This window comes from Agrobacterium sp. 22-3639C2, from assembly GCF_053522105.1.
Window position 1 is genome coordinate 207,397 of record NZ_JBNWDB010000006.1, and the last position, 24,217, is coordinate 231,613.

Annotated in this window: 24 protein-coding genes; 11 read left to right on the forward strand and 13 right to left on the reverse strand. The window is 58.6% G+C overall.

The annotated features are described in order from the left end of the window. Positions 1 to 117: 117 nt before the first annotated feature. The 3 genes from ACQZ6D_RS24240 to rplS all read right to left on the reverse strand — a co-directional run bounded on the left by ACQZ6D_RS24240 (position 118) and on the right by rplS (position 3,949). Complete coding sequence (locus tag ACQZ6D_RS24240) at positions 118 to 1,431, reverse strand: HlyD family type I secretion periplasmic adaptor subunit (RefSeq protein ID WP_019566021.1); 1,314 nt, start codon at positions 1,429 to 1,431, stop codon at positions 118 to 120. Continuing rightward, positions 1,424 to 3,088, reverse strand: a complete 1,665-nt coding sequence (locus tag ACQZ6D_RS24245; RefSeq protein ID WP_236761808.1) for a type I secretion system permease/ATPase — start codon at positions 3,086 to 3,088, stop codon at positions 1,424 to 1,426. Before ACQZ6D_RS24245 ends, ACQZ6D_RS24240 begins: the two co-directional genes overlap by 8 nt. A gap of 321 nt (positions 3,089 to 3,409) precedes the next feature. Beyond that, positions 3,410 to 3,949 (reverse strand): 50S ribosomal protein L19, encoded by a 540-nt coding sequence (gene rplS / locus ACQZ6D_RS24250; RefSeq protein WP_003492508.1) that lies wholly within the window; start codon positions 3,947 to 3,949, stop codon positions 3,410 to 3,412. Positions 3,950 to 4,216: 267 nt separating this feature from the next. Between rplS and ACQZ6D_RS24255 the strand changes: the two genes are divergently transcribed. Next, complete coding sequence (locus ACQZ6D_RS24255) at positions 4,217 to 4,963, forward strand: sulfite exporter TauE/SafE family protein (RefSeq protein WP_065705158.1); 747 nt, start codon at positions 4,217 to 4,219, stop codon at positions 4,961 to 4,963. Here ACQZ6D_RS24255 and trmD read toward each other — a convergent pair. The 5 genes from trmD to ffh form a co-directional block, all read right to left on the reverse strand. Next, positions 4,960 to 5,649, reverse strand: coding sequence for a tRNA (guanosine(37)-N1)-methyltransferase TrmD (gene trmD / locus ACQZ6D_RS24260; protein WP_065705160.1), 690 nt, complete (start codon positions 5,647 to 5,649; stop codon positions 4,960 to 4,962). The genes ACQZ6D_RS24255 and trmD overlap by 4 nt on opposite strands. Positions 5,650 to 5,653: 4 nt before the next feature. Continuing rightward, positions 5,654 to 6,220, reverse strand: a complete 567-nt coding sequence (rimM, locus tag ACQZ6D_RS24265) for a ribosome maturation factor RimM (RefSeq protein WP_174047486.1) — start codon at positions 6,218 to 6,220, stop codon at positions 5,654 to 5,656. Between the two features lie 204 nt (positions 6,221 to 6,424). Continuing rightward, positions 6,425 to 6,802, reverse strand: coding sequence for a 30S ribosomal protein S16 (rpsP, locus tag ACQZ6D_RS24270; protein WP_003516612.1), 378 nt, complete (start codon positions 6,800 to 6,802; stop codon positions 6,425 to 6,427). Positions 6,803 to 6,835: 33 nt separating this feature from the next. Continuing rightward, positions 6,836 to 7,153, reverse strand: coding sequence for a chorismate mutase (locus ACQZ6D_RS24275; protein ID WP_013636924.1), 318 nt, complete (start codon positions 7,151 to 7,153; stop codon positions 6,836 to 6,838). Between the two features lie 11 nt (positions 7,154 to 7,164). Then, a complete protein-coding gene (gene ffh, locus ACQZ6D_RS24280) occupies positions 7,165 to 8,736 on the reverse strand; it encodes a signal recognition particle protein (protein ID WP_003516616.1) in 1,572 nt (523 codons plus the stop codon). Between the two features lie 282 nt (positions 8,737 to 9,018). On the opposite strand from ffh, the gene ACQZ6D_RS24285 reads away from it, so the two are divergent. From ACQZ6D_RS24285 to ACQZ6D_RS24315, 7 genes are all read left to right on the forward strand, one after another. Next, complete coding sequence (locus tag ACQZ6D_RS24285) at positions 9,019 to 10,134, forward strand: MBL fold metallo-hydrolase (protein WP_174047485.1); 1,116 nt, start codon at positions 9,019 to 9,021, stop codon at positions 10,132 to 10,134. 121 nt (positions 10,135 to 10,255) lie between these two features. Then, a complete protein-coding gene (gene dapF / locus ACQZ6D_RS24290) occupies positions 10,256 to 11,158 on the forward strand; it encodes a diaminopimelate epimerase (RefSeq protein WP_065705164.1) in 903 nt (300 codons plus the stop codon). Then, positions 11,155 to 12,429 carry a tRNA (N(6)-L-threonylcarbamoyladenosine(37)-C(2))-methylthiotransferase MtaB gene (gene mtaB, locus ACQZ6D_RS24295; protein ID WP_065705166.1) on the forward strand — a complete coding sequence of 425 codons (1,275 nt, stop codon included), beginning with the start codon at positions 11,155 to 11,157 and terminating at the stop codon, positions 12,427 to 12,429. Before dapF ends, mtaB begins: the two co-directional genes overlap by 4 nt. A gap of 30 nt (positions 12,430 to 12,459) precedes the next feature. Further along, entirely contained in the window at positions 12,460 to 13,890 is a 1,431-nt protein-coding gene (gene ftsY / locus ACQZ6D_RS24300) for a signal recognition particle-docking protein FtsY (RefSeq protein ID WP_065705167.1), read from the forward strand. A 2-nt stretch (positions 13,891 to 13,892) separates the two neighbouring features. Next, the gene (locus ACQZ6D_RS24305; protein ID WP_003516625.1) at positions 13,893 to 14,543 is read left to right on the forward strand and encodes a septation protein A; all 651 of its coding nucleotides are present in this window, start codon (positions 13,893 to 13,895) and stop codon (positions 14,541 to 14,543) included. Then, positions 14,540 to 15,136 (forward strand): DUF2585 domain-containing protein, encoded by a 597-nt coding sequence (locus tag ACQZ6D_RS24310; RefSeq protein WP_003516627.1) that lies wholly within the window; start codon positions 14,540 to 14,542, stop codon positions 15,134 to 15,136. Before ACQZ6D_RS24305 ends, ACQZ6D_RS24310 begins: the two co-directional genes overlap by 4 nt. 121 nt (positions 15,137 to 15,257) lie before the next feature. Beyond that, a complete protein-coding gene (locus tag ACQZ6D_RS24315; protein WP_065705169.1) occupies positions 15,258 to 16,445 on the forward strand; it encodes a GGDEF domain-containing protein in 1,188 nt (395 codons plus the stop codon). 18 nt (positions 16,446 to 16,463) lie between these two features. Here the strand turns inward: ACQZ6D_RS24315 and ACQZ6D_RS24320 are convergent, their stop codons facing one another. The 5 genes from ACQZ6D_RS24320 to ccmA all read right to left on the reverse strand — a co-directional run bounded on the left by ACQZ6D_RS24320 (position 16,464) and on the right by ccmA (position 19,424). Further along, positions 16,464 to 17,069, reverse strand: a complete 606-nt coding sequence (locus tag ACQZ6D_RS24320) for a DsbE family thiol:disulfide interchange protein (RefSeq protein ID WP_065688687.1) — start codon at positions 17,067 to 17,069, stop codon at positions 16,464 to 16,466. Next, positions 17,066 to 17,239, reverse strand: coding sequence for a heme exporter protein CcmD (gene ccmD / locus ACQZ6D_RS24325; RefSeq protein ID WP_003516630.1), 174 nt, complete (start codon positions 17,237 to 17,239; stop codon positions 17,066 to 17,068). The genes ACQZ6D_RS24320 and ccmD overlap by 4 nt, the downstream gene beginning before the upstream one ends. 4 nt (positions 17,240 to 17,243) lie before the next feature. Beyond that, on the reverse strand, positions 17,244 to 18,005 hold the full coding sequence (locus ACQZ6D_RS24330; protein WP_025594583.1) for a heme ABC transporter permease: 762 nt from the start codon (positions 18,003 to 18,005) through the stop codon (positions 17,244 to 17,246). A gap of 74 nt (positions 18,006 to 18,079) precedes the next feature. Beyond that, complete coding sequence (gene ccmB, locus ACQZ6D_RS24335; RefSeq protein WP_003516632.1) at positions 18,080 to 18,739, reverse strand: heme exporter protein CcmB; 660 nt, start codon at positions 18,737 to 18,739, stop codon at positions 18,080 to 18,082. A 43-nt stretch (positions 18,740 to 18,782) separates the two neighbouring features. Beyond that, a complete protein-coding gene (gene ccmA, locus ACQZ6D_RS24340) occupies positions 18,783 to 19,424 on the reverse strand; it encodes a heme ABC exporter ATP-binding protein CcmA (protein WP_065705171.1) in 642 nt (213 codons plus the stop codon). 272 nt (positions 19,425 to 19,696) lie between these two features. Here ccmA and acnA point away from each other — a divergent pair, with 272 nt between their 5' ends. From acnA to ACQZ6D_RS24355, 3 genes are all read left to right on the forward strand, one after another. After that, positions 19,697 to 22,390, forward strand: coding sequence for an aconitate hydratase AcnA (acnA, locus tag ACQZ6D_RS24345; RefSeq protein ID WP_065705173.1), 2,694 nt, complete (start codon positions 19,697 to 19,699; stop codon positions 22,388 to 22,390). Between the two features lie 195 nt (positions 22,391 to 22,585). Next, a complete protein-coding gene (locus tag ACQZ6D_RS24350; protein WP_003516643.1) occupies positions 22,586 to 23,326 on the forward strand; it encodes a DUF1223 domain-containing protein in 741 nt (246 codons plus the stop codon). A 397-nt stretch (positions 23,327 to 23,723) separates the two neighbouring features. Next, positions 23,724 to 24,116 (forward strand): DUF2794 domain-containing protein, encoded by a 393-nt coding sequence (locus tag ACQZ6D_RS24355; protein ID WP_065705175.1) that lies wholly within the window; start codon positions 23,724 to 23,726, stop codon positions 24,114 to 24,116. The last annotated feature ends 101 nt before the right edge of the window (positions 24,117 to 24,217 follow it).

Below are 24,217 nucleotides of genomic sequence, written 5' to 3' on the forward strand. Positions count from 1 at the left end.
GTGATAATTAGTACATTATAAATGGCAAGACAATATGAGAAATTGTTTTTTTTGGAAAAATTCTCGCTCTTGGTGTATTTTCGAATCGTTTCTAAGAAAACATGTAATGTAAGTCTTTTATTCCTGCAGGAACGTCTTTCTAAGCCTGTCCTGGAACGGTTTGACAAAATAGGAAAGAACGCTTCTTTCGCTTGTCTGTATGAAGACTTCGGCCGGCATGCCCGGATACAACCGTCCACCTGGTATATGGTCCATTCCAGTTTTGCTCGGCTTGATGCGCAGTGCGTAAAATGACGCCCCGCTTCGGGAATCTGTCTGCAAGTCCGGGGCGACGACTGCGACTTCAGCGCTTACATCCGGCGTCGTGCTCTGATTGAAAGCCGTGAACCGAATGGTCACTGGCTGCCCGACATAGATTTGGTCTATGTCGTTTGGAAGAACATTGGCGTCGATTGCAAGATCTTCCTTTGCCGGCACCACCAGCATAAGCACTTCGCCCGGCTGGATGACGCCGTTTATGTTGTGTACCGACAGCTGGTAGATACGCCCCGCAATCGGCGAGCGAATATCGAGGCGGTCGAGCTGGTCGCGTGTTGCCGCAAGCCGTTCCTCGTATTCCGCAACGGTGGCTTCGATTGACGTCAGATCTTTTGTGACCTCGGACTTGCGGTCCTCGTCAAGCTGAAGCGACTGCAAGTCCATTTCGCTCAGCTTGCCTACCGTCTGCGCACGCGCGGCCATATACTGGCCCTGCTGACCTTCGAGATTGGAAAGCTGCCGCTTGAGAAGGTTGAGGCGCTGAAGCGTTACCAGCCCCTTGGCATATAGCTCCCGTGTCTTTGAGACGTCTTCCCTTACGATAGCAAGTTCATTGTTGGTCGCCTCAATCTGCACGTCCATGCCCCGCGCTTCATCGGCTAGCTGATCCTTGCGCGTTACCAATTGCTTCTTCATGCCGATCAGTGCACTGCGACGGCTGTTGAAAAGGTTCTGCTCACTGTCGATGAATGTTTTGGCAGCTTTCGAATTGGTCAAGACGGCCAGATCTTCCGGCGTTGTGAAAGAGGTGGCGTCGGAGATTTCGGCACGCAGACGCGCGCGGCGTGCATAAAGCTGCGCGAGCGTATTTTCGACAATGGACAGGTTTGCCTGAACGATCGTGCCACTCAGCCGCAGCAAAACCTGACCGGCCTCCACCGTGTCACCTTCCGCAACATTGATCTGGCTGACAATACCGCCGGAAAGGTGCTGAATTTTCTTGGAGTTGCCTTCGACAACGACCCGGCCCGTGGCGACGACCGCCCCCGAAAGCTTCGCGAGAGCCGCCCAGCCACCCAGGCCGAAAAGAAGGCCGGCAGCAAGAACGACTACGGCGGTTGAGTGTTTGACGATAGATGTTTTCGTCACGCCGGTTTTTTCTCCCTCAACCATTTTCACCCACCCGGCTTTCCAGCTTACGTACTTCTTCTTCTGTTTCCGGCACCTGGCGAATATTTTGACGCAGGATTTGCGCAAGCACCTCTTCCTTGGTGCCGAAGCGAAGCATGCGGCCATTGCTCATCACCATCACAAGATTGACGCTTTCGATGGCGCTCGGACGATGGGCAATGACGACCACGATGCCGCCTCGCGCCCTTATGTCGCCAATGGCGTTGCGCAAGGCTGCCTCGCCTTCGCTGTCCAGATTGGAGTTCGGCTCATCGAGGATGACAAAGAAGGGATCCCCGAAAAGCGCCCGCGCCAGGCCGATGCGCTGTTTTTGCCCGCCTGACAATGCCTCTCCTCGGTCGCCGATATAGGTGTCGTAACCGTGGGGCAGGTTCAGGATGAGATCATGAACCTGAGCGGCCTTGGCTGCCGAAACGATGGCTTCCGCCGTTGCGTCACGGTCGAAGCGCGCGATATTTTGCGCGACCGTGCCTGGCATCAGCTCCACCTGCTGGGGCATGTAACCGATGGATTTACCGAGAACCTCGAAATCCCACTGGTTCAGTCCGGCGCCATCGAAGCGCACGGAGCCGCGCTCATAGGGCCAGATACCGGTTATCAAACGTGCCAGCGTGGATTTACCGGAAGCGCTCGGCCCAATGATGCCAAGGCCATCGCCCGCGTTCAACGTGAAGGAAATATCGGCCACGGTATCTCGCGCACCATTGGGCGGACCGCCGGTCACGCGATCGATGGCAACGGTATATTTCGGTGGCGGCAGGGAAAGCGGCTGTGCGGGTTCCGGTACGAGTTCGAGAAACTCGTTGATGCGTTTCCAGCCCTGTCGCGCAGTCATGAAGCTGCGCCAGTTTGCAATTGCGTGTTCGACAGGGCCCAGCGCTTTGGCCGAGAGGATGGAGCCTGCGATGATGCTACCCGCTGACGCATGCCCCTCGATAACCAGCAGGGCGCCGATTGCCATCACACCCGACTGTAACAAAAGGCGGAATGTTCGGGAAATTGCGGCGAGCATGCCCGCCGTGTCCGACGTCGAGAGTGTGACGGCGCGGTAATTGGAGTGCAGATCGTCCCACATCGACGTCACCGCATTCATCATGCCCATGGTTCTTATGGACTCGATGTTGCGCTGGCTGCTGCCGACGAGTGCATTTCTCTGTCCGCGCACGGTGTAGGCCTGTTTGGTCGCCCTTTCGGTCAGCCAGTTGGTTATGAGCGTCAACACGACAAGGACCAGGGCGCCGCCAAGCACGGCAAAACCGATCCAGGGATGCAAGGCAAAACAGATCAGCAGATAGATGGGCAGCCAGGGAATATCAAAGAAAGCTGCTGGTCCCGGCCCGGACAAGAATTGACGTATCTGATCGAGATCGCCGACGATCTGCAGCCCGTCTACCTTGCCATAGGCGGCAAGTGGTGCGCTGATTGATGCCCTGAAGAGCTTCTGATTGAGCTCGTCGTCCATATTGTCCGAGATGCGAGCCAATATCCGGCCGCGCAGAGCATCGAACCCCACGAGAAAGGCATAGAGAATAACCAGCAGAACAACGAGAGCGACAAGAGAAGGAATACTCTTGCTCGGCAGAATCCGGTCATAAACCTCCAGCATGAAAAGTGAGCCGGAAAGGTTGAGAATATTCATGAGTGCGCTGGCAAGGCCGACAGCGAAGAAAGCGCGCTTATTTTTTGTTAAAAAAGAATTAAAAAAAAACATATCAACACCTAAAACTGCGCGAAAATTGCACAATAAGTGAAACTAGGCAATGCTATTAGAGAATGTTCTAAATAAATTAGGCAAAGAGATAAGTGGCAATACGACTTTGATCTTGATCTGTCGATACGGAGATGGGGTCGAAGGCTGGACGTGACGCTATGTCGCCCACCAGAGTGTTATGGCGCATCGATGCAACAAAAAAGGCGGTCCAAAGACCGCCTTCTCCGTAAATCCATCAAAATGGAAATCTTATTCCGCTGCAGTTTCCGCAGCCTTTGCTGCTTCTTCCGCTGCCTTGGCTTCTGCTGCTTCGGCTGCTGCCTTTTCGGCGGCGAGAGCCTGTGCTGCTGCTACCTTTTCAGCTTCCAGACGTGCCTTTTCTTCGGCGACTGCCTGGCGCTCGGATTCGTTCAGCTTGCGGGCGCGCGTACCGGTGTTTTCAACGATACGGGCAGCCTTGCCGCGACGATCGCGCAGGTAGTAGAGCTTCGCGCGGCGAACCTTACCGCGGCGAACGATTTCAACGCCTTCGACCAGCGGGGAGTAGATCGGGAATACGCGCTCGACGCCTTCGCCGTAGGAGATCTTGCGAACGGTGAAGCTCTCGGAAAGGCCGCCGCCTGAACGGGCGATGCAAACGCCTTCGTAAGCCTGAACGCGGGTACGGTTACCTTCGGTAACGCGCACGTTGACGCGCAGCGTGTCGCCCGGAGAAAACTCAGGCAGGGTGCGCTTCGCTTCGATCTTGGCAGCCTGTTCGGCTTCCAGCTGCTGAATGATATTGGTCATGTTAACCTCTGATTTCTTCTGAAACAGCCAGAGCGCTCAACGTTTCGTCTGTCGGTCAATGCCTTCAGACCATGCCGTGCGGCAGGAGCGGGTTCGCCATTCTTTGCTTGCGGTTAAAGGGGAAAACCCCAATTCCACGCGGGCACATACACGAGGCAGCGGCATTTGTCATCCCTTCATGACAATATTTTATCAATTGTGGGCGACGTACGGGCTGTTGCGAAGGTGCGTTTCCCCGGTTATGGCATGGAAACCTTGGGAGGGGCCATGTCCGTACTTATTATCATGATGCTGTTTGCGACCGGCTTTCTATCTGGCGTGGTCAATGCGATCGCCGGTGGCGGCACCTTTTTGACCTTCGGGGCGATGACGCTTGCAGGCCTGCCGCCGATTGTCGCCAATGCCACGTCGGCGATCGTGCAGTTTCCCGGTTACATCACCTCCGTGATCGCCTACGGGCCTGAAATCCGCGCCCACTGGCGCGAGGCGATCCTCCTGTCGGCCGTCTCCATCGTCGGCGGGCTGGCGGGGTCGCTTTTGCTCCTGTCGCTCGACAACCCCTCCTTCCGCCAGCTTGTGCCATGGTTGCTTCTGGCCGCAACCGTTGTTTTTGCCGCTGGCCCGTGGCTGCGACCGAAGGCCAGTGCCGAGCGTTCACCCGGTAATGTGCCGAGCCTCTTCTTTCAGTGGCTCGCCTCCATCTATGGTGGTTTTTTCGGGGCGGGCATGGGCATCATGATGCTGGCCATCCTCGGAATGACCTCGGGTGGCAGCTATCATCATCTGAATGCCCTGAAGAACCTGCTCTCGGTGGTGATCGCGATCATCGCCATTACGATCTTCGTCAGCGGCGGCGTCGTTTCCTGGTGGGCCGCCCTCATCATGTTCCCGGCGGCCGCGCTTGGCGGATATGTGGGAGTGCACACGGCAAGGCGGGTGCCGCAGTGGATCATCCGCTGGCTGGTCATTGCAGTCGGGCTGGTGCTGACGGCCTATTATTTCGTCTCGGTTTAAACCTTGGCCTTTTCCAGCAGGTCGGGCCGTCTTTCCTTCGTCAACGCCAGCGCCTGCTCGTGCCGCCATTTGTCGATGACGGCGTGATTGCCCGAGGTGAGAACGGCTGGGATGTCGCGGCCTTCCCAGACCTGCGGACGGGTGTAGTGCGGATGCTCCAGAAGCCCACCCTCGAAGCTTTCATGCACGCCTGAGAGATCGTTGCCCATGACGCCCGGCAGAATGCGGACAATGGCGTCCAGAAGCGTCAGCGCGGCCGGCTCGCCGCCGGAGAGAATGTAATCGCCGATCGACACTTCCTCCAACCCGCGCGCATCTATGACCCGCTGGTCGACGCCTTCGAAGCGTCCGCACACGATAATCGCGCCGTCGCCTGCCGCCAGTTCGCGCACTCGGTCCTGCGACAGTGGCCTGCCGCGCGGGCTCATCAGCAGACGCGGTCGCGTATCTCCATCTGAAACATTGTCGATGGCTGCGGCCAGAATGTCGGGTTTCAGCACCATGCCGGCGCCGCCGCCTGCCGGGGTGTCGTCCACGCTTCTGTGCCTGTCGGTGGCGAATTCACGGATCTGCACGGCCTCAAGCGACCATTGCTCGCGCTCCAGCGCCTTGCCCGCCAGCGAATATCCGAGATGCCCGGGAAACATTTCCGGGTAGAGCGTCAGAACTGTAGCCTTGAACGTCATGGCCTTATTTCTTGCCGAAAGGCGATGCGCCGGTTTCGTCTTTGTCGTCCGGATTGTCGATCAGGCCGGCAGCCATGGGATCGATGAGAATGCGTCTCGCCTCCAGATCGATTTCAAGCACGGCTGCTTCCGAAAAGGGGATTAGGGAGGGACGGCGGCCCGCACCTTTCAGCTCCAGGAGATCGCCTGCGCCGAAATCGTAAACGGCGCTGACGGCGCCATAGCTTTTGCCTTCGGCATCGACGGCTTCCAGCCCTTCGAGGTCGGCATAATAAAATTCGTCGTCGTCCAGCTCGTCATCCGGCAGATTGTCGCGTTCGATGAACAGTTCGAGCCCGTTCAGGCTTTCCGCCGCATTGCGGTCGTTGATACCCCTGAAGCGGACGACAACCACATTCTTGCCCTCGCGCACTTCCAGAATTTCGAAGACACGGCCATCGGCGCTCACCAGATTGCCGTAATCGCCGAGCGCCATCGGTTCGTCCGTATAGGTGCTGACGCGGACTTCGCCGCGCAATCCCTGTGCGCCGCCGATCTTTGCCATGAGTATCGGGTTTTCCAGCTTTGCCATCGGGCCGTCCGTCTTCTGGTGTTGGTTGCGTCTGGTTTACAGCATCAGCGTGAAAATCGGAATCGATTTTCACAGGGCACGATGCGCAGATCCAACGCGTTAGAGCATAGTTCCTGACGCTCTAAAGTTTGTTGATACCAAAATAAACAAAAAACGGGCGGCATGGAAAACCACGCCACCCGTTCTCTAAAATTCTATTGCAGATTATTCTGCAGCAGAAGCTTCTGCTGCGGCAGCAGCTGCGTCTTCAGCCTTCTGCTTCTTTTCTGCAACGCGTTCCAGAGCGCGCTTGCCCGGCAATGCCTTTTCCGGGTTGCTGCGAGCGGCGCGATCGGCAAGGCCTGCCTCTGCGAGGAAGCGCAGAACGCGGTCGGTCGGCTGTGCGCCCTTGGCGATCCATTCCTTGATGAGGTCAGCCTTCAGCTCGATGCGCTGCGGGTTGTCCTTGGCGAGCATCGGGTTCCAGGAACCGACCTTCTCCAGGAAACGGCCGTCGCGGGGCGAACGGGCGTCAGCAACGACGATCTGGTAGTACGGGCGCTTCTTGGAACCACCGCGTGCGAGACGAATTTTAAGTGCCATGTTATTTACTCCTTGAGATAGCTTGTCCGCCGGTTAGGCGGTCTTTTCATTACCGCCATGTTCGGCGGCTATTGCTTCATGATGCCGGATGACTTCCTTGATGACGAAGTTTAGAAACTTCTCGGCGAAATCCGGATCCAGATTTGCATCCTTTGCCAGACGGCGAAGGCGTTCGATCTGGTATTCCTCGCGCGCCGGGTCCGCCGGCGGCAAATTGTATTTTGCCTTCAGCACGCCCACCGCCTTGGTACAGCGGAAACGTTCGGCAAGAATGTGAACCAGTGCGGCATCGATATTGTCGATCGACTGGCGGTATTCGGAAAGCTGGGCTTTCACTTCTGCGTTGTTCACTGGCGTCGCCCTCACTTCTTTTTCGGGAAGCCGGGCAGGCCCGGCATGCCGCCGAGACCCGGCAGCTTTGTCCCGCCCAGACCGGGTAGCCCGCCTGGCAGACCACCGAGACCGGGCATTGCGCCCGGCTTGCCAAGACCGGCAGCTTCAGCCTGCTTTTGAAGTGCTTCGAGCTGCTTCGGGTCGATGTTCGACAGATCAGGCATGCCGCCGCCCATCATGCCACCAAGCCCCATCTTGCCCGCAAGGCCGCCCATCATCTGCTTCATGATGCCGCCCTTGCCCTTGCCGCCCATGGCTTTCATCATGTCGGCCATGCCACGGTGCATCTTCAAGAGCTTGTTGATTTCGGCGGCATCGGTGCCGGAACCGGCGGCGATGCGCTTTTTGCGGCTGTGTTTGAGGATATCGGGATTGGCGCGTTCGGCCTTGGTCATCGACGAGATGATGGCGATCTGGCGGTCGAACATCTTGTCGTTGAGGCCTGCGGAAGCCATCTTGTCCTTCATGCCGGCCATGCCGGGCATCAGCCCCATGATACCGCCCATGCCACCCATCTTCTTCATCTGGGCAAGCTGGTCGGAGAGATCGTTGAGGTCGAACTTGCCCTTGGCCATCTTTTCGGCCATGGCGCGGGCTTTTTCGGCATCGATATTCTCGGCGGCCTTCTCGACCAGCGAGACAATGTCGCCCATGCCAAGAATACGGTCGGCGATACGGCGCGGATGGAACTCGTCGAGTTCGTTCATGCGCTCGCCGATACCGATCAGCTTGATCGGCTTGCCGGTGACGGCGCGCATGGAGAGGGCCGCACCGCCGCGTCCGTCGCCATCCATACGGGTGAGCACGAGGCCGGTGATGCCGACGCGTTCATCGAAGTTGCGCGCGAGGTTGACGGCGTCCTGACCGGTCAGCGAATCCGCGACGAGCAGGATTTCATGCGGGTTGGACTTCTTCTTGATGTCGGCCATTTCCAGCATCAAGGGTTCGTCGATATGGGTGCGGCCGGCGGTGTCGAGAATGACGACGTCATGGCCGCCAAGCTTTGCGGCCTGCACGGCGCGCGCGGCGATATCTGTCGGCGACTGGCCGGCGATGACCGGCAGCGTGTCGACGCCGGTCTGCACGCCCAGCTGGCGAAGCTGTTCCTGTGCGGCCGGACGGCGCGTGTCGAGAGATGCCATCAGCACCTTCTTCTTGTCGCGGTCGGTCAGGCGCTTGGCGATCTTGCCTGTGGTCGTGGTCTTGCCCGAACCCTGCAGACCCACCATCATGATGACGACGGGAGCGGCTGCATGCAGGTCGATCGAGACGCCTTCGGTGCCGAGCATCTCGACAAGTTCGTCATGCACGATCTTGACGACCATCTGGCCGGGCTTGATGGATTTCAGAACGGCTGCGCCGACAGCCTTTTCACGCACCTTGTCGGTGAAGGAACGCACGACTTCCAGCGCAACGTCCGCTTCCAGAAGCGCACGGCGAACCTCGCGCAGGGCGGCGGCAACATCGGCTTCCGTCAGCGCGCCACGGCCGGTCAGTCCATTCAGAATGGAACCAAGGCGGTCCTGGAGGTTTTCAAACATCGTTTCTTCCTTCTTCGTTCCGGGATCTCCGAAACGTCGGTGCTTTCGCTGCCAAAAACAAGACGCAAAGCCAAAAAGCACCCGAGGGCGCATCGCGCTGTCGGGTGTTGACCTCCGGGATCTCTTTATACCTTTGCGGGTCCCGGTCGGCGGCTTGGAGTCGTGAAACTGCCAGCTGATTGGCCGCGATAAACAGGAAAGTGCCGTGAAAGTCAAGACAGTGCCGGTTTTCATGCGGCAAAGCATGCCTTGTCATCTTTACGTGATCAGACGAAAGCTGCGATGGCGGTGCTTGAACGGCGTCGCCTGGCTTCTTATACCTTTCACATGAAACGTCGAAACTTCTTTCGTTTTTCCGCACTTGGTCTGCTTGCTCTTGCGGGCGGCGGCCTGTTTGCGCGCCGCTCTAACGCCAGCGCCTATTATAGTGGGCCGGTCTCCGATCATTTCGACGGGGTGCGTTTCTTCAATCCCGGCGGCTCGCCGCCCGGCAATTTCATGGGCCTCCTGAAATGGCGCTTCAACGGCGAGCGCGCCACGTGGCCGGAAAACTATCCCAGCCCGTTTCCGTTCGCAAAGCCGGAGCCCCGCATCGACGGCAAGGACATTCGCGTCACCTTCGTCGGTCACGCCTCCTTTCTCATCCAGACGGCAGGGCTGAATATTCTCATCGATCCGGTGTGGTCGCAGCGTACCAGCCCGTTCAGCTTCGCCGGTCCCAAACGCGTCAACCCGCCGGGCATCCGTTTTGAGGATTTGCCGCCGATCGATCTGGTGCTGGTGACGCATAATCACTACGACCATCTGGATATGGAAACGCTGAAGCGCCTGCATGTCGCGCACAAGCCGCTTTTCATCACGCCGCTTGGCAATGACTCCATCATCCGCACCGGCGTCGAGGCAGCGCGCATCAAGGTGGGGGACTGGGGCGATGTCCTTGAGATTGGTTCGGTCAAAATTCATTTCGAGCCGTGCCACCATTGGTCGGCGCGTGGGCTGAATGACCGGCGCATGGCGCTGTGGGCGGCCTTCGTCATCGAAACGCCTTATGGCAAGATTTATCATATAGGCGATACCGGCTTCCACGACGGCCTCAATTATCACGCCGCGCGCAAGAAACACGGTGAGTTCCGTCTCGCCAACCTGCCTTTCGGCGCCTATGAGCCGCGCTGGTTCATGAAGGGCCAGCACCAGAACCCGGCGGAAGCCGTGGAAGGCATGAAGATCTGCGGTGCGGCACATGTCTGCGGCCACCATTGGGGCACTGTGCAACTAACCGATGAAGCGGTCGAAGCTCCTCTTGTCGCGCTGAAGGCAGCGCTTGCTGAGCAGGGGATAGACGAGAGCCGCTTCCAGCCCATGCGGCCCGGCGAAGTCTTCGACGTACCTTCCGCCTGAGCGGCTCAGCGGTTTGCGCCGCAACAGTCTGGTAATTTGCCGTCCTTTCCGCCATATAGAGCGAAAGTGCGGGCAAAGCCCGTCTTTATTCCGGTTTCAGGTGGTTTTCAGGTTCAGTACGATGGCGGATACGGTCGAATTTGCGAAGATGAACGGGCTTGGCAACAAGATCCTCGTTGTCGACATGCGCGGCCGCAGGGATATGGTGACGCCTTCGGCGGCCATCGCGCTCAATGCCGATCCCGCCACGCAGTTCGATCAGATCATGGCGATCCACGATCCGCGTGTCGGCGGCACCGATGCATTCATCGATATCCTTAATTGCGACGGCACGAAGGCGCAGGCCTGCGGCAACGGCACGCGCTGCGTGGTGCAGGCGCTGTCCTCTGAAACCGGCAAGACCACCTTCACCTTCCAGACGGTGGCGGGCATCCTGAACGCCGTTGAGCATGAAGACGGCATGATTTCCGTTGATATGGGCCTGCCGCGTTTTCGCTGGAGCGACATTCCGCTTTCTGAAGAGTTCCACGATACGAGCCGCATCGAGTTGCAGATCGGGCCGATCGACGCGCCAATCCTGCATTCGCCCGCCGTCATGTCCATGGGAAACCCGCACGCCATTTTCTGGGTGGATCGCGATCCGATGGAGTTCGATCTGGAGCGCTTCGGCCCGCTTCTGGAAAACCACCCGATGTTCCCTGAAAAGGCCAATATCACCCTGGCGCAGGTTATTTCCGACAGTGCGCTTCGCACCCGCACCTGGGAGCGCGGCGCCGGGCTGACGCTCGCCTGCGGTTCTGCCGCATGTGCCGCTGCCGTTTCCGCTGCGCGCACCGGCCGCACGGGCAGGAAAGTCACCATCGATGTCGCCTCCAGCCCCGTGCGTGTGCCGCTGACAATTGAATGGCGCGAGGACAACCACGTCATCATGACGGGGCCGGCCGAATGGGAATGGTCCGGCATGGTCGATCCCATCAACGGCACCTGGTCGCGCGATGCCGTGGCTGAGCAGGGGGCCATATGAGCGGCGTCGAGGTCATAACCTTCGGCTGCCGTCTCAATACCTATGAATCGGAAGTGATGCGGGGGGAGGCCGAAAAGGCCGGGCTCAACAATGCCGTCTTGGTCAATACCTGCGCGGTGACGGGCGAGGCGGTGCGCCAGGCGCGCCAGGCCATCCGTCGGGCAAGGCGCGACAATCCGCATGCGCGCATCATCGTGACCGGCTGTGCTGCCCAGACTGAAAAACAGATCTTTGCCGAGATGCCCGAAGTGGATGCGGTGCTGGGCAATGAGGAAAAGCTGAAAAGCGCCTCCTATCGCGCACTGCCGGATTTCGGCGTTTCGGCGGAAGAAAAGCTGCGCGTCAACGACATCATGAGCATCAAGGCGACGGCGCCGCAGATGGTCAAGCACATTGACGGGCATGTCCGTGCCTTCATTCAGGTGCAGAACGGCTGCGACCATCGCTGTACCTTCTGCATCATTCCCTATGGGCGGGGCAATTCCCGCTCCGTGCCGATGGGCGCTGTGGTCGAGCAGGCGCGCAGGCTGGTGGAAAGCGGCTATTGCGAAATCGTCCTGACCGGGGTGGATGCTACCAGCTACGGTGCCGACCTGCCGGGCGAACCTTCGCTAGGGCTTCTTGCCAAAACATTGCTGAAGCAGGTGCCGGAAATCTTGAGACTTCGGCTATCCTCGATCGACAGCATCGAGGCCGACCACCATCTGATGGATCTGATTGCCGGTGAGGCGCGTTTCATGCCGCATCTTCACCTGTCCCTCCAGCATGGCGACGACATGATCCTGAAACGCATGAAACGCCGTCATTTGCGGGCCGATGCCATCCGTTTCTGTCACGAGGTGCGGTCGCTCCGGCCGGATATCGCATTCGGTGCTGATATGATCGCAGGTTTTCCGACCGAGAACGAAGAGATGTTCGAAAACGCCGCGACGCTTGCGGAAGAATGCGGCATTTCCAGCCTGCACGTATTTCCCTACAGCCCGCGTTCCGGCACGCCGGCGGCGCGTATGCCGCAGCTCGACCGTGCGCTGGTGAAGGAGCGGGCGGCGAGGCTTCGCGAACGTGGCGAGGCACTCAGGCTCGTGCATCTGCAAAATATGGTTGGTTCGACGCAAACGATCCTCGTTGAAAACACCGGTTTTGCGCATACCGACAATTTCACGCTGGTGGCGGCGCCCGATCTTCTCACGCGCACTCTTGCGCAGGTTGAGATTACCGGCCACAACGGCAAACATCTGAACATGAAGCTTCTCGCAGCGGACGCGGCCTGAAGCGGCACAGGAAAAGACACGGGAACGACCATGGCCCTCGGCTTCATCAAAAAAGTCTTTTCTTTCGGCAAGGACAAGGCCGGGACTGACGGCAAGCCGCAAGAGGATTCCGCGCTTGAACGCGCCAGAGAAAATGTCTCTTTCGATGAGGCGCTGAGCGAAGCCGAAGCGCATCCCATTGTCGAAAAAGACCCTGTTTCCGAACTCGAGATCGAGACGGCCGGTGGGCCCGCTCCGGATGCCGATGCGGCCCTTTCCGATGACCAGGAGGAAGAGGACGCGCCACTTCTGCCCGGTGCCGAGCAGGCCGGAGACATCGGCGTTGTTCCGCTGTCGCTGTTGCAGGCCGAAGCCGCCGCCGAAGAACAGGCCGAGGTTTTGCCCGAAGCTGCCGATGCCGTGCTCGATGCAGATGCGATGGATGCGCTGCTCGATGAGGCGGAGGCTGCCGGTGCCGTTGAGCCCTCTGCCGTTTCGCCGATCTTGCCGAAAGGTTTTGCGGCGGCAAGCGAGCGCGAAGAGCCTGTCGCCGAAGCGCCGCAGCCGAAGCTCAGCTGGTTCCAGCGCCTGCGGGCCGGGCTTGCGCGCACCTCCTCGCAACTTACCACCCAGATTTCGGCGCTGTTCACCAAGCGCAAGCTGGATGAGGATACGCTCGACGAACTGGAAGACCTTCTCATCCAGTCGGATCTGGGTGTCGAGACCGCCATGCGCATCACCGGCGCCCTGTCTTCGGAACGTTACGGCAAGGATGTCAGCGGCGAGGACGTGGCGCGCATCATGGCAGGTGAGATCACCAAGGTCCTGAAACCTGTCGCCAAGCCGCTGGAACTCGATCTTTCACACAAGCCGCATGTCATTCTCGTCGTCGGCGTGAACGGCACCGGCAAAACCACGACCATCGGCAAGCTCGCCTCCAAGCTCTCGGGCTCTGGCCTCAAGGTCATGCTCGCGGCCGGCGATACGTTCCGTGCGGCGGCAATCGAGCAGCTCAAGATCTGGGCGGATCGCACCGGCTCGCAATTCATCGGCACCAAGCTCGGTGCGGATGCCTCGGGTCTCGCTTACGACGCCTATGAGCAGGCGCGTGCGCAAAAAAGCGATGTGCTCATCATTGATACTGCCGGCCGTTTGCAGAACAAGACGGAGCTGATGGCGGAGCTGGAAAAGATCGTGCGCGTGCTCGGCAAGCTCGATCCCGATGCGCCGCATACCGTGCTTCAGACACTGGACGCCACGACCGGGCAGAACGCCTTGAACCAGGTGGAGATATTCCGCAATGTTGCGGGTGTTTCGGGCCTGATTATGACAAAATTGGATGGCACGGCGCGGGGCGGTATCCTCGTGGCCATTGCCGCCAAACACAAGCTGCCGGTGTATTTCATTGGTGTGGGTGAAGGCGTGGACGATCTGGAGCCCTTCGAGGCGGAAGATTTCGCCAAAGCCATTGCGGGAGTTTGAGTATGGATATTGAAAGCAATTCCAAGGAAAGCGAAAAGATGGTGGCGGAAATCAGCCCGCTCCTGAAATTCGTGCTCGAGCTTGGCCCGCTTATGGTGTTCTTTTTCGCCAATTCCCGCGGCGAATGGCTGGCCTCCACTTTTCCGGTACTGACGGAGTTCGGCGGGCCGATCTTCATCGCCACCGGCCTGTTCATGATCGCAACCGCAATTGCGCTTTCCGTCTCATGGATGCTGACACGCAAGCTGCCGATCATGCCGCTGATATCAGGCATCGTGGTTCTCGTGTTCGGTGCGTTGACGCTGTGGCTGCAGAACGATACCTTCATCAAGATGAAGCCAACCATCGTCAATGCGCTGTTCGGCGTCATTCTGCTGGGCGGCCTGTTTTTCGGCCAGTCGCTGCTTGGCTATGTCTTCAATTCGGCCTTCAGGCTGAACGATGAGGGCTGGCGCAAGCTGACGCTGCGCTGGGGCGTGTTCTTCCTCTTTCTCGCCGTGCTGAACGAGGTGGTCTGGCGCATGTTCTCAACCGACGCATGGGTTGCGTTCAAGGTGTGGGGCACGATGCCGATCACGATCATCTTCACCATGGCGCAAATGCCGCTCGTCATGCGTCATTCGCTCGAACCGCTGAACAAGGACGAAAAATGACAGTTGCAGAGATGCCGGCTTCCCGTCCGCGCTCGTTCAAATGGTTCGGTGTCGCCGCCGGACTTCTTCTCCTGCAGATCGTCATCCTCTATGCCATGGGCCGCATTCCCATTTGCGAATGCGGTTATGTGAAGCTGTTCGAACCCGGTGTGAACACGCCGGGCAATTCCCAGCATCTTGCCGACTGGTACACGCCCTCACACATTATCCACGGCTTCCTGTTTTACGGGCTCGCCTGGCTGCTGTTTCGCAAGAAACCCCTTTCCATGCGGCTTTCTTTTGCGGTTTTGATAGAGGCAGCGTGGGAAATTCTCGAAAACTCGCCGCTCATTATCGATCGTTACCGCACGGCGACCATGGCGCTGGGTTATACCGGCGACAGCATCCTGAACTCCGCTATGGACACCGTTTTCATGGCGCTGGGTTTCCTCTTCGCCGCCCGCGTGCCGGTGTGGCTGACGGTTGTGATCGCCATCTTCTTTGAAATCTTCACCGGCTGGCTGATCCGCGATAATCTGACGCTGAACGTAGTGATGCTTGTCTGGCCCGTCGAAGCGATCAAGCAATGGCAGAACGCGCTCCCGCCAATGTGAAGATATCTGCCCGTACGTGCGTCGGAAAGGCACGAAAACCCTGCGTTATATGCAAGTTTTCTTAAGGGCATTGCGGTAGTGTCCGGGCTCAAAGGCTCGTCTTTCCGTCCGGCAGAACACTGTGCAAGATAATTTCGCCTACCTTCTCCCCTTCATCATGCTGACATTCGGTGTGGTATTCCTGTTCCTGCAGAGGACCGGCCACGCTTCGGCGCGATATTGGGGTTTCGGATATCTTTCGGCGGCGTTTGGTTTTGCCGCACCTCTGGTGCTTGGCGGCTTGCCCTTCGAAGTACAGGCGATCGTCTCGAACCTGTTGTTTTTCTCTGCCTTTTTTCTCTACGGCCATGCGCTGCTTACCCATTTCGGACGGCCGCTTTATACGACGACGCGACTGTCGATCGTGGCTGCGGCGGTTTTGCTGGTCTCGTTCCATGTCTTCGTCACACCGGATCTGAAACGTGAGCTGGTCATCGGTGATCTTGTCTGCGCCCTGCTGCTCGCCATCCCGGTCTGGATCGTGCGGAAGCGACCCCTGGCGCTTGCAGACAGGCTGATGGTGGCGATTGCGTCACTCGTGGTGCTCGAAACGCTGGTGCGCATCGGCATGTTGCTGGTGATGACGCCGAACGGTTCGATGATCGAACTCAGTGAATTCTTCGAATCCGATTATGCTTTCTACATGCAGCTTGCCGCGAGCATATTCGGCTTTCTGCTTGCGCTATCCGTACTCGCGAGCCAGATTTCCGTGACTGTCGACCGGCACCTGCAAGCGGCTGAGCACGATCCGCTGACGGATGTGCTGAACCGCCGTGGATTCGACCGGCGCGTTCCCGATTTTCGCAGCGGGACACCGATAGGCGCAGTAATTGCGTGCGACATAGACCATTTTAAGCGTATCAACGATGACTATGGCCACGCCGCCGGTGATATCGTTCTCATCGGCCTTTCAGACCTTCTCAGGAAAAGCGCGCGTAGCGACGCTCTGGTGGCGCGTTTCGGTGGCGAGGAATTCGTGGTTTTCCTGCCCGGCCACACCGCCGCCGCGGCCGGTCACCTTGCCAATGCCATGCGTTTGAACCTTCTGTCGCTGGATTGGCGTAGCCGTGGCGTGGCCACCAAGGTCACGGCGAGCTTCGGCGTTTCAGCTGTCGCGAGAGGAGATCATTCAATTCACGATGCGATCAAACGCGCCGATGACAGCCTGTATGCGGCAAAGCGTGGTGGCCGCAATCAGGTCGTGCTTGAAGGGATGGGTTTGCAGGCGACAGCCGAAGGGCCGTCGCTAAGGGTGATTTCCAAGGTATAATACCGTTCGGCGCGCGGGCTACTTTCCGGCCGCAGCGGTGATCGCCGGCAATAAATCCCGCTCGACGCTGCGGGCATCGAAGGGGCCGACCTTTTTGTAGAGGATCGTGCCGTCGGCGCCGACCAGATAGCTTTCAGGGATACCATAGACACCCCAGTCGATCGCGGCCTTGCCGTTCGGGTCGACGCCTATCGCGGCAAAGGGATTGCCGAGTTCGCCGAGAAAACGAAGCGCGTTGTCCGGTTTGTCCTTATAGTTGATGCCGACGACGGTGATGCGTTTGTCTTTCGCCAATTCCTGAAGGATGGGATGCTCCTGACGGCACGGAATGCACCAGGAGGCGAAGACGTTGACCAGCGTCAGCTTACCCTTGACGGCGGCCTCGTTGAGGGCCGGCAGGTTTGAGCCTTCCAGCGGCGGCAGCGACAGTGCGGGCGCCTTGGTTCCGATGAGCGCCGATGGAATGGCGCTGATATCCAGCCCGTTGACGTCCTGATCGTAGAGCATCTTGCCGGCGATAATGGCAAAACCGCCGAAAAGCAGAAGCGGCAGAAGCGCCAGGGCATATCGTGTGCGCCCCGTGCTTTTGGCTTTGGTGTTCTGGTCCTGGCTGGCCTGCGTCATCGGGTTTCACCCGCAGAAGCGGCTTTTGCCCTGCGGCGCACGCCGGATGCTTCCAGTTCTTTCAGTTCCCGTTTGCGCGCCTGACCATCCAGGATGACCCAGGCGATGAGACAGAGGACAACAAGGCCGGTCGCCGCATAGGACATGCCGATATAAAAGGCGTGTGTCATGTTGTCATGCCTCCCGGTTTGCCATGCGGGCGGCAAGCCGCCGTTGGGCTGCCACGCGCCGGCGCCAGATTTCGTTACGCATTGCGGCGATGTGCAACGTGAAGAACAGTAGCGTGAAGCCGATCGCCATGGTCAGAAGCGGCCAGAGAAACTCCGAATCGATTGCCGAGCCGCCCATGCGGATGACGCTTGCCGGCTGGTGAAGCGTGTTCCACCATTCAACTGAAAACTTGATGATGGGAATATTCACAAAACCAACGAGGATGAGCACGGCGCTGACACGGGCGGCCCTGGAAGGGTCGTCCATGGCGCGGTTGAGCGCTATCAGGCCAAGATACATCAGAAAAAGCACAAAGACGGACGTCAGCCGCGCGTCCCATACCCACCAGGTTCCCCACATGGGTTTACCCCAGAGCGAGCCGGTAACAAGCGCAATCAGCGTGAAGGCGGCGCCTATGGGTGCGGCCGCCTTGTGGCTGACATCCGCAACCGGATGACGCCAGACGAGCGTGCCGATCGCTGAGACCGCCATGACCGTATAACACATCATCGAAAGCCAGGCGGAGGGGACATGCACATACATGATGCGCACGGTATAACCCTGCTGGTAGTCGCCATCTGTCGTGAAAGACAGATAGAGACCGGCGGCCAGCACCAGTGCCGTCAGGACCGCAAGCCAGGGCAGAATGCGTGCCGAGAGCGCCAGAAACCGCGTGGGATTGGCGAGATCACTGAATTTGGTGATGGTGAAAGTCTGCTGGTTCATGCCGTTTGTGTAACCCGAGAATGGCTGCCCCGCAATTGATCGCCGTCAATCGTAGATCGGCAATTGCGGTTTCATCAATCCATAACATTGCGCAATGCCAAAGCGGCAAAGAAAGGACCGGTCACGGCTGAAAATAACGTGATCGCGCAGAGAATGAGGAAGGGCGGCAGAAAGGGTGCCGGATCCTGCACCGCCGCATAGGACGCGCTGACGCCGAAGATCAGTACCGGAATGGCCAATGGCAGCACAAGGATGGAGACCAGAAGGCCGCCGCGCGGCAAGGCAACGGCGACAGCGGCACCCACCGCGCCGATGAAGGTAATGGCGGGCGATCCGACAAGGAGTGTGAGCATCACCGCGCCGATCGCCACTTCGTCCATGTTCATGAACAGGCCGATGAGCGGCGAGGCGATGACCAGTGGCAGACCCGTTCCCACCCAATGTGCCAGGCATTTGACGAGCACGGTCAGCACAAGCGGGTTTTCCTGCATGAGTATGAGGTCTAGCGAGCCGTCATCCCGCTCTGCCTGAAACAGCCTGTCGAGGCCGAGGAGGGTGGAGAGCAGCGCGCCGATCCAGACAATGGCTGGGCCGATGCGTGCAAGCAGATTGAGATCAGGCCCGACACCGAAGGGGATGACGGCGACAACGGTCATGAAGAACAAGACGCCGATCAGCGCGCCACCGCCGGCGCGGATGGAGAGTTTCAGGTCGCGGAGGAAGAGGGCGGTCATTGGAGGCGCCTCGGTAGGCGGGCATACCCCGCACACGCACCCATCACGCCCAAGCCTCCACACCTGCAAAGCCCGTCATCTGCAATTCCCGCGCATTGTCGAGCCCAAGCGGCTGATGGGTCGCAGCCATGACGATGCCGCCTCTCCTCAGGTGGCTCTTGACCAGATCCGTAAACATGCCGTCCGCTGCTTTGTCGAGCGCCGCTGTCGGCTCGTCGAGAATCCACACCGGCCGCCACGCGATCAAAAGTTTTGCCATGGCAAAACGTCGCTGCTGGCCTGCGGACAGGTAACCGAAGGGCAGGTGGGTGATGCCCGCAAGGCCGACGATGTCTGCCGCCTCATCGATATCGACACCGGCGCCGCCGGTGAAGTCACCGAGAAAGTCTTTCCAGAACCGCAGATTCTCCGAAACCGTCAGTTCCGTTTTCATTGCGTTGCGATGGCCGAGATAATGGCAGGCCTCCGATGGACGCATGTCCGCTTCTATTCCTTTGCCGGCTATCTTTACCCAGCCCTGCTCGGGGCGCAGCAGGCCGGCTACAGTGCGCAGAAGCGTGGATTTTCCCGAGCCGTTGCGGCCGGTCAGCACCAGCGCTTCGCCGTCACTTAACTTGAAGGAAATGTTCATGAATATGAAATCTTCGCCGCGTCGCACGCCAAGATTTTCCGCGGTCAAATCCATGCTGCGTTTCCGTATAAGATTTTCATCGTCTCGCATAAAAAAATCGATTTGATTTCCTGAATGGTCTGGCACGTTTCTGAGAAATTATCTATATGGGTGTCAACCACGCCAGCGGCCGGCGTGAACATCATCTTGCGCCGGACTTGACGATTGCGAGGAGCAATTTTCACGTGCGGACAGCGGAAATGGTCGTACCCGCATCCTGATGTGCATGAGTGCATAGGTGTCCGCACGCACGTGTTGGCTATCAGAGTAAGCGGGGTTTTTTATCCATGCCCAAATCACTCGACAGTTTTCATTGTCGTTCCGTCCTTACCGTTGATGGTAAGGACTACGTCTATTTCAGCCTTCCCAAGGCTGAGGCAAACGGCCTGAAGGGCGTTTCCAAGCTCCCCTATTCCATGAAAGTTCTTCTGGAAAACCTGCTTCGTTTCGAGGACGGCCAGTCCGTCACCAAAGAGCATATTCTGGCCGTTGCAGAGTGGCTGAACAATAAGGGCCTGACCGAAAACGAAATCGCTTATCGTCCCGCCCGCGTTCTCATGCAGGACTTCACCGGCGTTCCGGCTGTGGTCGATCTCGCCGCCATGCGCGATGCCATGGTGTCGCTCGGTGGCGACCCGGAAAAGATCAATCCGCTCGTTCCCGTCGACCTCGTGATCGACCACTCTGTTATCGTTGACGAATTTGGCACGCCGACGGCGTTTGCCCGAAACGTCGAGCTTGAATATGAGCGCAATGGCGAGCGTTACCGCTTCCTGAAGTGGGGCCAGCAGGCATTCAAGAACTTCCGCGTGGTTCCGCCCGGTACCGGCATCTGTCACCAGGTAAACCTCGAATATCTCGGCCAGACCATCTGGACCAAGGAAGAGGACGGCGAAACGATCGCTTACCCGGATACCTGCGTCGGCACCGACAGCCACACCACCATGATCAACGGTCTTGGCGTTCTCGGCTGGGGCGTTGGCGGTATCGAGGCTGAAGCAGCGATGCTCGGCCAGCCTGTCTCCATGCTCCTGCCCGAGGTCATCGGCTTCAAGCTGACCGGCAAGGTGAAGGAAGGCGTGACTGCGACCGACCTCGTGCTGACCGTCGTGCAGATGCTGCGCAAGAAGGGCGTGGTTTCCAAATTCGTCGAATTCTTCGGCCCCGGCCTCGATTCGATGACGCTGGCCGACCGTGCCACCATCGGCAATATGGGTCCCGAATATGGCGCTACCTGCGGCTTCTTCCCGGTTGACGGCGAGACCATCAACTATCTGACCATGTCCGGTCGCACCAAGGACCGTATCGCGCTTGTCGAAGCCTATTCGAAGGCGCAGGACATGTGGCGGACGGGCGACGGTTCCGACCTCGTCTTCACCGACACCCTTGAACTCGACCTCGGCGACGTCGTGCCATCCATGGCCGGTCCGAAGCGTCCGGAAGGCCGTCTGCCGCTCGAAACCATTGCACCGAATTTCGCGGCGGCTCTCGAGAACGACTACAAGAAGCCCGGCCAACTCCACAGCCGCTATGCGGTTGAGGGTGAGGAGTTCGATCTCGGCCATGGCGATGTGGCGATTGCCGCCATCACCTCCTGCACCAACACGTCCAACCCTTCCGTTCTCATCGCTGCCGGCCTTCTCGCCCGCAATGCGGTTGCCAAGGGTCTGAAGTCCCAGCCGTGGGTGAAGACCTCGCTGGCGCCGGGGTCGCAGGTCGTTGCCGAATATCTCGACAAGTCGGGTCTGCAGAAGGATCTCGATGCGATTGGCTTCAACCTCGTCGGTTTCGGCTGCACCACCTGCATCGGCAACTCCGGCCCGCTGCCCGCACCGATCTCCAAGACGATCAACGACAAGGGCCTGATCACGGCCGGCGTCCTCTCCGGCAACCGCAACTTCGAAGGCCGTATCTCGCCCGATGTTCAGGCGAACTATCTCGCCTCGCCGCCGCTCGTCGTGGCCTACGCGCTTGCCGGCACAGTCCAGAAGGACCTGACGAAGGAGCCGATCGGCGACGACCAGAACGGCAATCCGGTCTATCTCAAGGATATCTGGCCGACTTCGCAGGAAATCCAGGAATTCATCCTGAAATACGTCACACGCGAACTTTACGAATCGAAGTACGCTGATGTCTTCAAGGGTGACGCGAACTGGCAGGCCGTTCAGGTTCCCCCGGGCCAGACCTATGCCTGGGACGACAAGTCGACCTATGTTCAGAACCCGCCTTACTTCGTGGGCATGGGCAAGACTGGTACGGGCCTTACGAACATCAAGGGCGCCCGCGTTCTCGGTCTCTTCGGCGACAAGATCACAACCGACCACATTTCCCCGGCCGGTTCGATCAAGGCTGCTTCGCCCGCCGGCGCCTATCTGACGGAGCACGGCGTGGGCGTTGCCGACTTCAACCAGTACGGTACGCGTCGCGGCAACCATGAAGTCATGATGCGCGGCACCTTCGCCAATATCCGCATCCGCAACCACATGCTCGGCCCGAACGGCAAGGAAGGTGGCTACACCATCCACTATCCGTCGAAGGAAGAGATGTCGATCTACGACGCTGCCATGAAGTACAAGGCGGAGGGCGTTCCGCTCGTCATCTTCGCCGGTGTCGAATATGGCAACGGTTCTTCCCGCGACTGGGCGGCGAAAGGCACCAACCTGCTCGGCGTCAAGGCAGTCATCGCACAGTCCTTCGAGCGTATCCACCGCTCCAACCTCGTCGGCATGGGCGTCGTTCCCTTCGTCTTCGAGGAAGGCACGACCTGGGCAAGCCTTGATCTCAAGGGTGATGAAGTCGTCGAGATCGATGGTCTCGAAGGTGAAATCAAGCCGCGTGAAAAGAAGATCGCCAAGATCACCTACAGCGACGGTTCGGTGAAGGAAGTTCCGCTTCTTTGCCGCATCGATACGCTGGATGAAGTGATCTACATGAACAATGGCGGCATTCTGCAGACGGTTCTTCGCGATCTGGTTGCCTGACAAAGCTCAGACCAGCAAAGGACGCCGGGATTTTTCCCGGCGTCTTTGCGTTTCATCATCTCTTTTTTTGTGATTGCCACTCACCCCTTCGTGACTTTCTATTGAAGTGGAATAGACGTTATTTTCCGGTTTGAATCCGGTTGGGTTGATCGCATCAATTCGTCTGGATATCTGCTCCGGACAAAGGTTCTTGTAATGCCGCTGAAATTGCCCCTGTCGATATGTCTTCTCGGCACGTTCCTCGTCACATCCGCGCATGCGCAGGAAGCTGTGAAGGGCGTTGTCGAGTTGTTTACATCGCAGGGATGCGCGTCCTGCCCGCCGGCGGACGAAGCGTTGCGCAAGATGATCCAGAAGGGTGATGTGGTCGGCCTCTCCTACCATGTCGACTACTGGAATTATCTTGGCTGGACAGATTCCCTGGCATCGAAGGAAAATACAGAGCGGCAATATGGCTACATGCGCGCCCTCGGCCGCAACGGTGTCTATACGCCGCAGGCCATCCTGAACGGTCGCGACCACGTCAAGGGTGCGGATGTCCGCGGGATTTACGACAGGCTGGATGCTTTCAAGCGGGAGGGCCAGGGGCTGAACGTGCCGGTCGCGTCCAAATTTGCCGGTGACGAGGTGGAGATCGATATTGGCGCCGGTAGCGGCAAGGCCGATGTCGTGGTCGCCTATTTCACGCGCGAACAGACGGTGGATGTGCAGAAAGGCGAAAACCAGGGGAAGAAAATGTCCTACTGGCACAGCGTCTATGACGTGCAAACGGTTGGAATGTGGGATGGTTCACCGATGACGGTGAAGCTCCCGGCGAGCGTGGTGGCAAAGGTGAAAAAGGGCGGCTGCGCCGTGCTGTTGCAAACGGCAAATGCCAGCGGCGATCCGGCGGCAATCGTCGGCGCAAGTATTTTACTGGGGAATGAAACACCCTGATCGCCTGTCTGGCGATGGAAGATCCGATCCGGGCATTGGGGGCTGGGGGTAAAGGGTCAATGCACCGGATCGGGTCATCTTGGTGCCTAGGCATCAATTGACAATAGGACTATTCCATTCAATTCGGGCCATGGTTTGACCGAAATACGGCAGGCCGTGCTAAAATGGCTGCCTAAATGGTTACCTTTTTTACCCCTGCTTTTTTCTAAGGCAACGTCCTTATGGGCATCGGAGGGCGTCTTTCTGCGTCGCAGACGCCGGGTTTCGCTGCCGTCCTAAGACCGTAAAACCCGCCTCCAAAGTTGCGATCTCATGTTCAATGGCTGTTCGAGACTTGCAATTTTGTCTTCTCCGGCTCACATTAATCGGACGACTTGGGTGGAATCGGAGGTATTGGATGACCGATCAACCGGATGTGCAGCAGGTTCAGACCGCTTCACGCGACAGTTCCACCGTTGTCGATCTCCGCGAGTACAAAAAAGATAAAGACCCTCTGCCAATTACATTCCACCGGCGTGAGCTGGATGCGATCCTGCGCATCTATGGCCGCATGGTGGGAGAGGGCGAGTGGCGCGACTATGCCATCGACCACTTGAAGGAAAAGGCGGTATTTTCAGTCTTTAAACGCTCGGGTGAAATGCCGCTCTACAGGATCGAGAAGAACCCCAAGCTGGCGGCGAAACAGGGGGCCTATTGCGTGGTGAATACGGATGGCCGCATTCTCAAACGTGGCCACGAGCTGCCGCAGGTTCTCAAGGTTTTCGACAAGGTCCTGAAGCTCATCGAGTGAGATGAGACGGGACGAGCTACCCTGCCGCAGCTTCGTGCGGACACGCGGGTGGAGAGGCGATCAAGTCTCGAATTTCGGTAAATAAAAAGGCGGCCGAATGG

What these genes read in the sequence shown, in the direction of transcription:
- mtaB (WP_065705166.1), top strand. Translation starts at nt 11,155, where the DNA reads ATGAGCGGCGTCGAGGTCATAACCTTCGGCTGCCGTCTCAATACCTAT.
- rplS (WP_003492508.1), bottom strand. Translation starts at nt 3,949, where the DNA reads ATGACCAATATCATTCAGCAGCTGGAAGCCGAACAGGCTGCCAAGATC.
- acnA (WP_065705173.1), top strand. Translation starts at nt 19,697, where the DNA reads ATGCCCAAATCACTCGACAGTTTTCATTGTCGTTCCGTCCTTACCGTT.
- rimM (WP_174047486.1), bottom strand. Translation starts at nt 6,220, where the DNA reads ATGGCAAAGCTGGAAAACCCGATACTCATGGCAAAGATCGGCGGCGCA.
- ACQZ6D_RS24245 (WP_236761808.1), bottom strand. Translation starts at nt 3,088, where the DNA reads ATGAATATTCTCAACCTTTCCGGCTCACTTTTCATGCTGGAGGTTTAT.
- ccmD (WP_003516630.1), bottom strand. Translation starts at nt 17,239, where the DNA reads ATGACACACGCCTTTTATATCGGCATGTCCTATGCGGCGACCGGCCTT.
- ACQZ6D_RS24320 (WP_065688687.1), bottom strand. Translation starts at nt 17,069, where the DNA reads ATGACGCAGGCCAGCCAGGACCAGAACACCAAAGCCAAAAGCACGGGG.
- dapF (WP_065705164.1), top strand. Translation starts at nt 10,256, where the DNA reads ATGGCGGATACGGTCGAATTTGCGAAGATGAACGGGCTTGGCAACAAG.
- trmD (WP_065705160.1), bottom strand. Translation starts at nt 5,649, where the DNA reads ATGACGTTCAAGGCTACAGTTCTGACGCTCTACCCGGAAATGTTTCCC.
- ACQZ6D_RS24255 (WP_065705158.1), top strand. Translation starts at nt 4,217, where the DNA reads ATGTCCGTACTTATTATCATGATGCTGTTTGCGACCGGCTTTCTATCT.
- ftsY (WP_065705167.1), top strand. Translation starts at nt 12,460, where the DNA reads ATGGCCCTCGGCTTCATCAAAAAAGTCTTTTCTTTCGGCAAGGACAAG.
- ACQZ6D_RS24285 (WP_174047485.1), top strand. Translation starts at nt 9,019, where the DNA reads ATGGCGGTGCTTGAACGGCGTCGCCTGGCTTCTTATACCTTTCACATG.
- ACQZ6D_RS24305 (WP_003516625.1), top strand. Translation starts at nt 13,893, where the DNA reads ATGGATATTGAAAGCAATTCCAAGGAAAGCGAAAAGATGGTGGCGGAA.
- ACQZ6D_RS24350 (WP_003516643.1), top strand. Translation starts at nt 22,586, where the DNA reads ATGCCGCTGAAATTGCCCCTGTCGATATGTCTTCTCGGCACGTTCCTC.
- ccmA (WP_065705171.1), bottom strand. Translation starts at nt 19,424, where the DNA reads ATGGATTTGACCGCGGAAAATCTTGGCGTGCGACGCGGCGAAGATTTC.
- ccmB (WP_003516632.1), bottom strand. Translation starts at nt 18,739, where the DNA reads ATGACCGCCCTCTTCCTCCGCGACCTGAAACTCTCCATCCGCGCCGGC.
- ACQZ6D_RS24355 (WP_065705175.1), top strand. Translation starts at nt 23,724, where the DNA reads ATGACCGATCAACCGGATGTGCAGCAGGTTCAGACCGCTTCACGCGAC.
- rpsP (WP_003516612.1), bottom strand. Translation starts at nt 6,802, where the DNA reads ATGGCACTTAAAATTCGTCTCGCACGCGGTGGTTCCAAGAAGCGCCCG.
- ACQZ6D_RS24330 (WP_025594583.1), bottom strand. Translation starts at nt 18,005, where the DNA reads ATGAACCAGCAGACTTTCACCATCACCAAATTCAGTGATCTCGCCAAT.
- ACQZ6D_RS24310 (WP_003516627.1), top strand. Translation starts at nt 14,540, where the DNA reads ATGACAGTTGCAGAGATGCCGGCTTCCCGTCCGCGCTCGTTCAAATGG.
- ffh (WP_003516616.1), bottom strand. Translation starts at nt 8,736, where the DNA reads ATGTTTGAAAACCTCCAGGACCGCCTTGGTTCCATTCTGAATGGACTG.
- ACQZ6D_RS24240 (WP_019566021.1), bottom strand. Translation starts at nt 1,431, where the DNA reads ATGGTTGAGGGAGAAAAAACCGGCGTGACGAAAACATCTATCGTCAAA.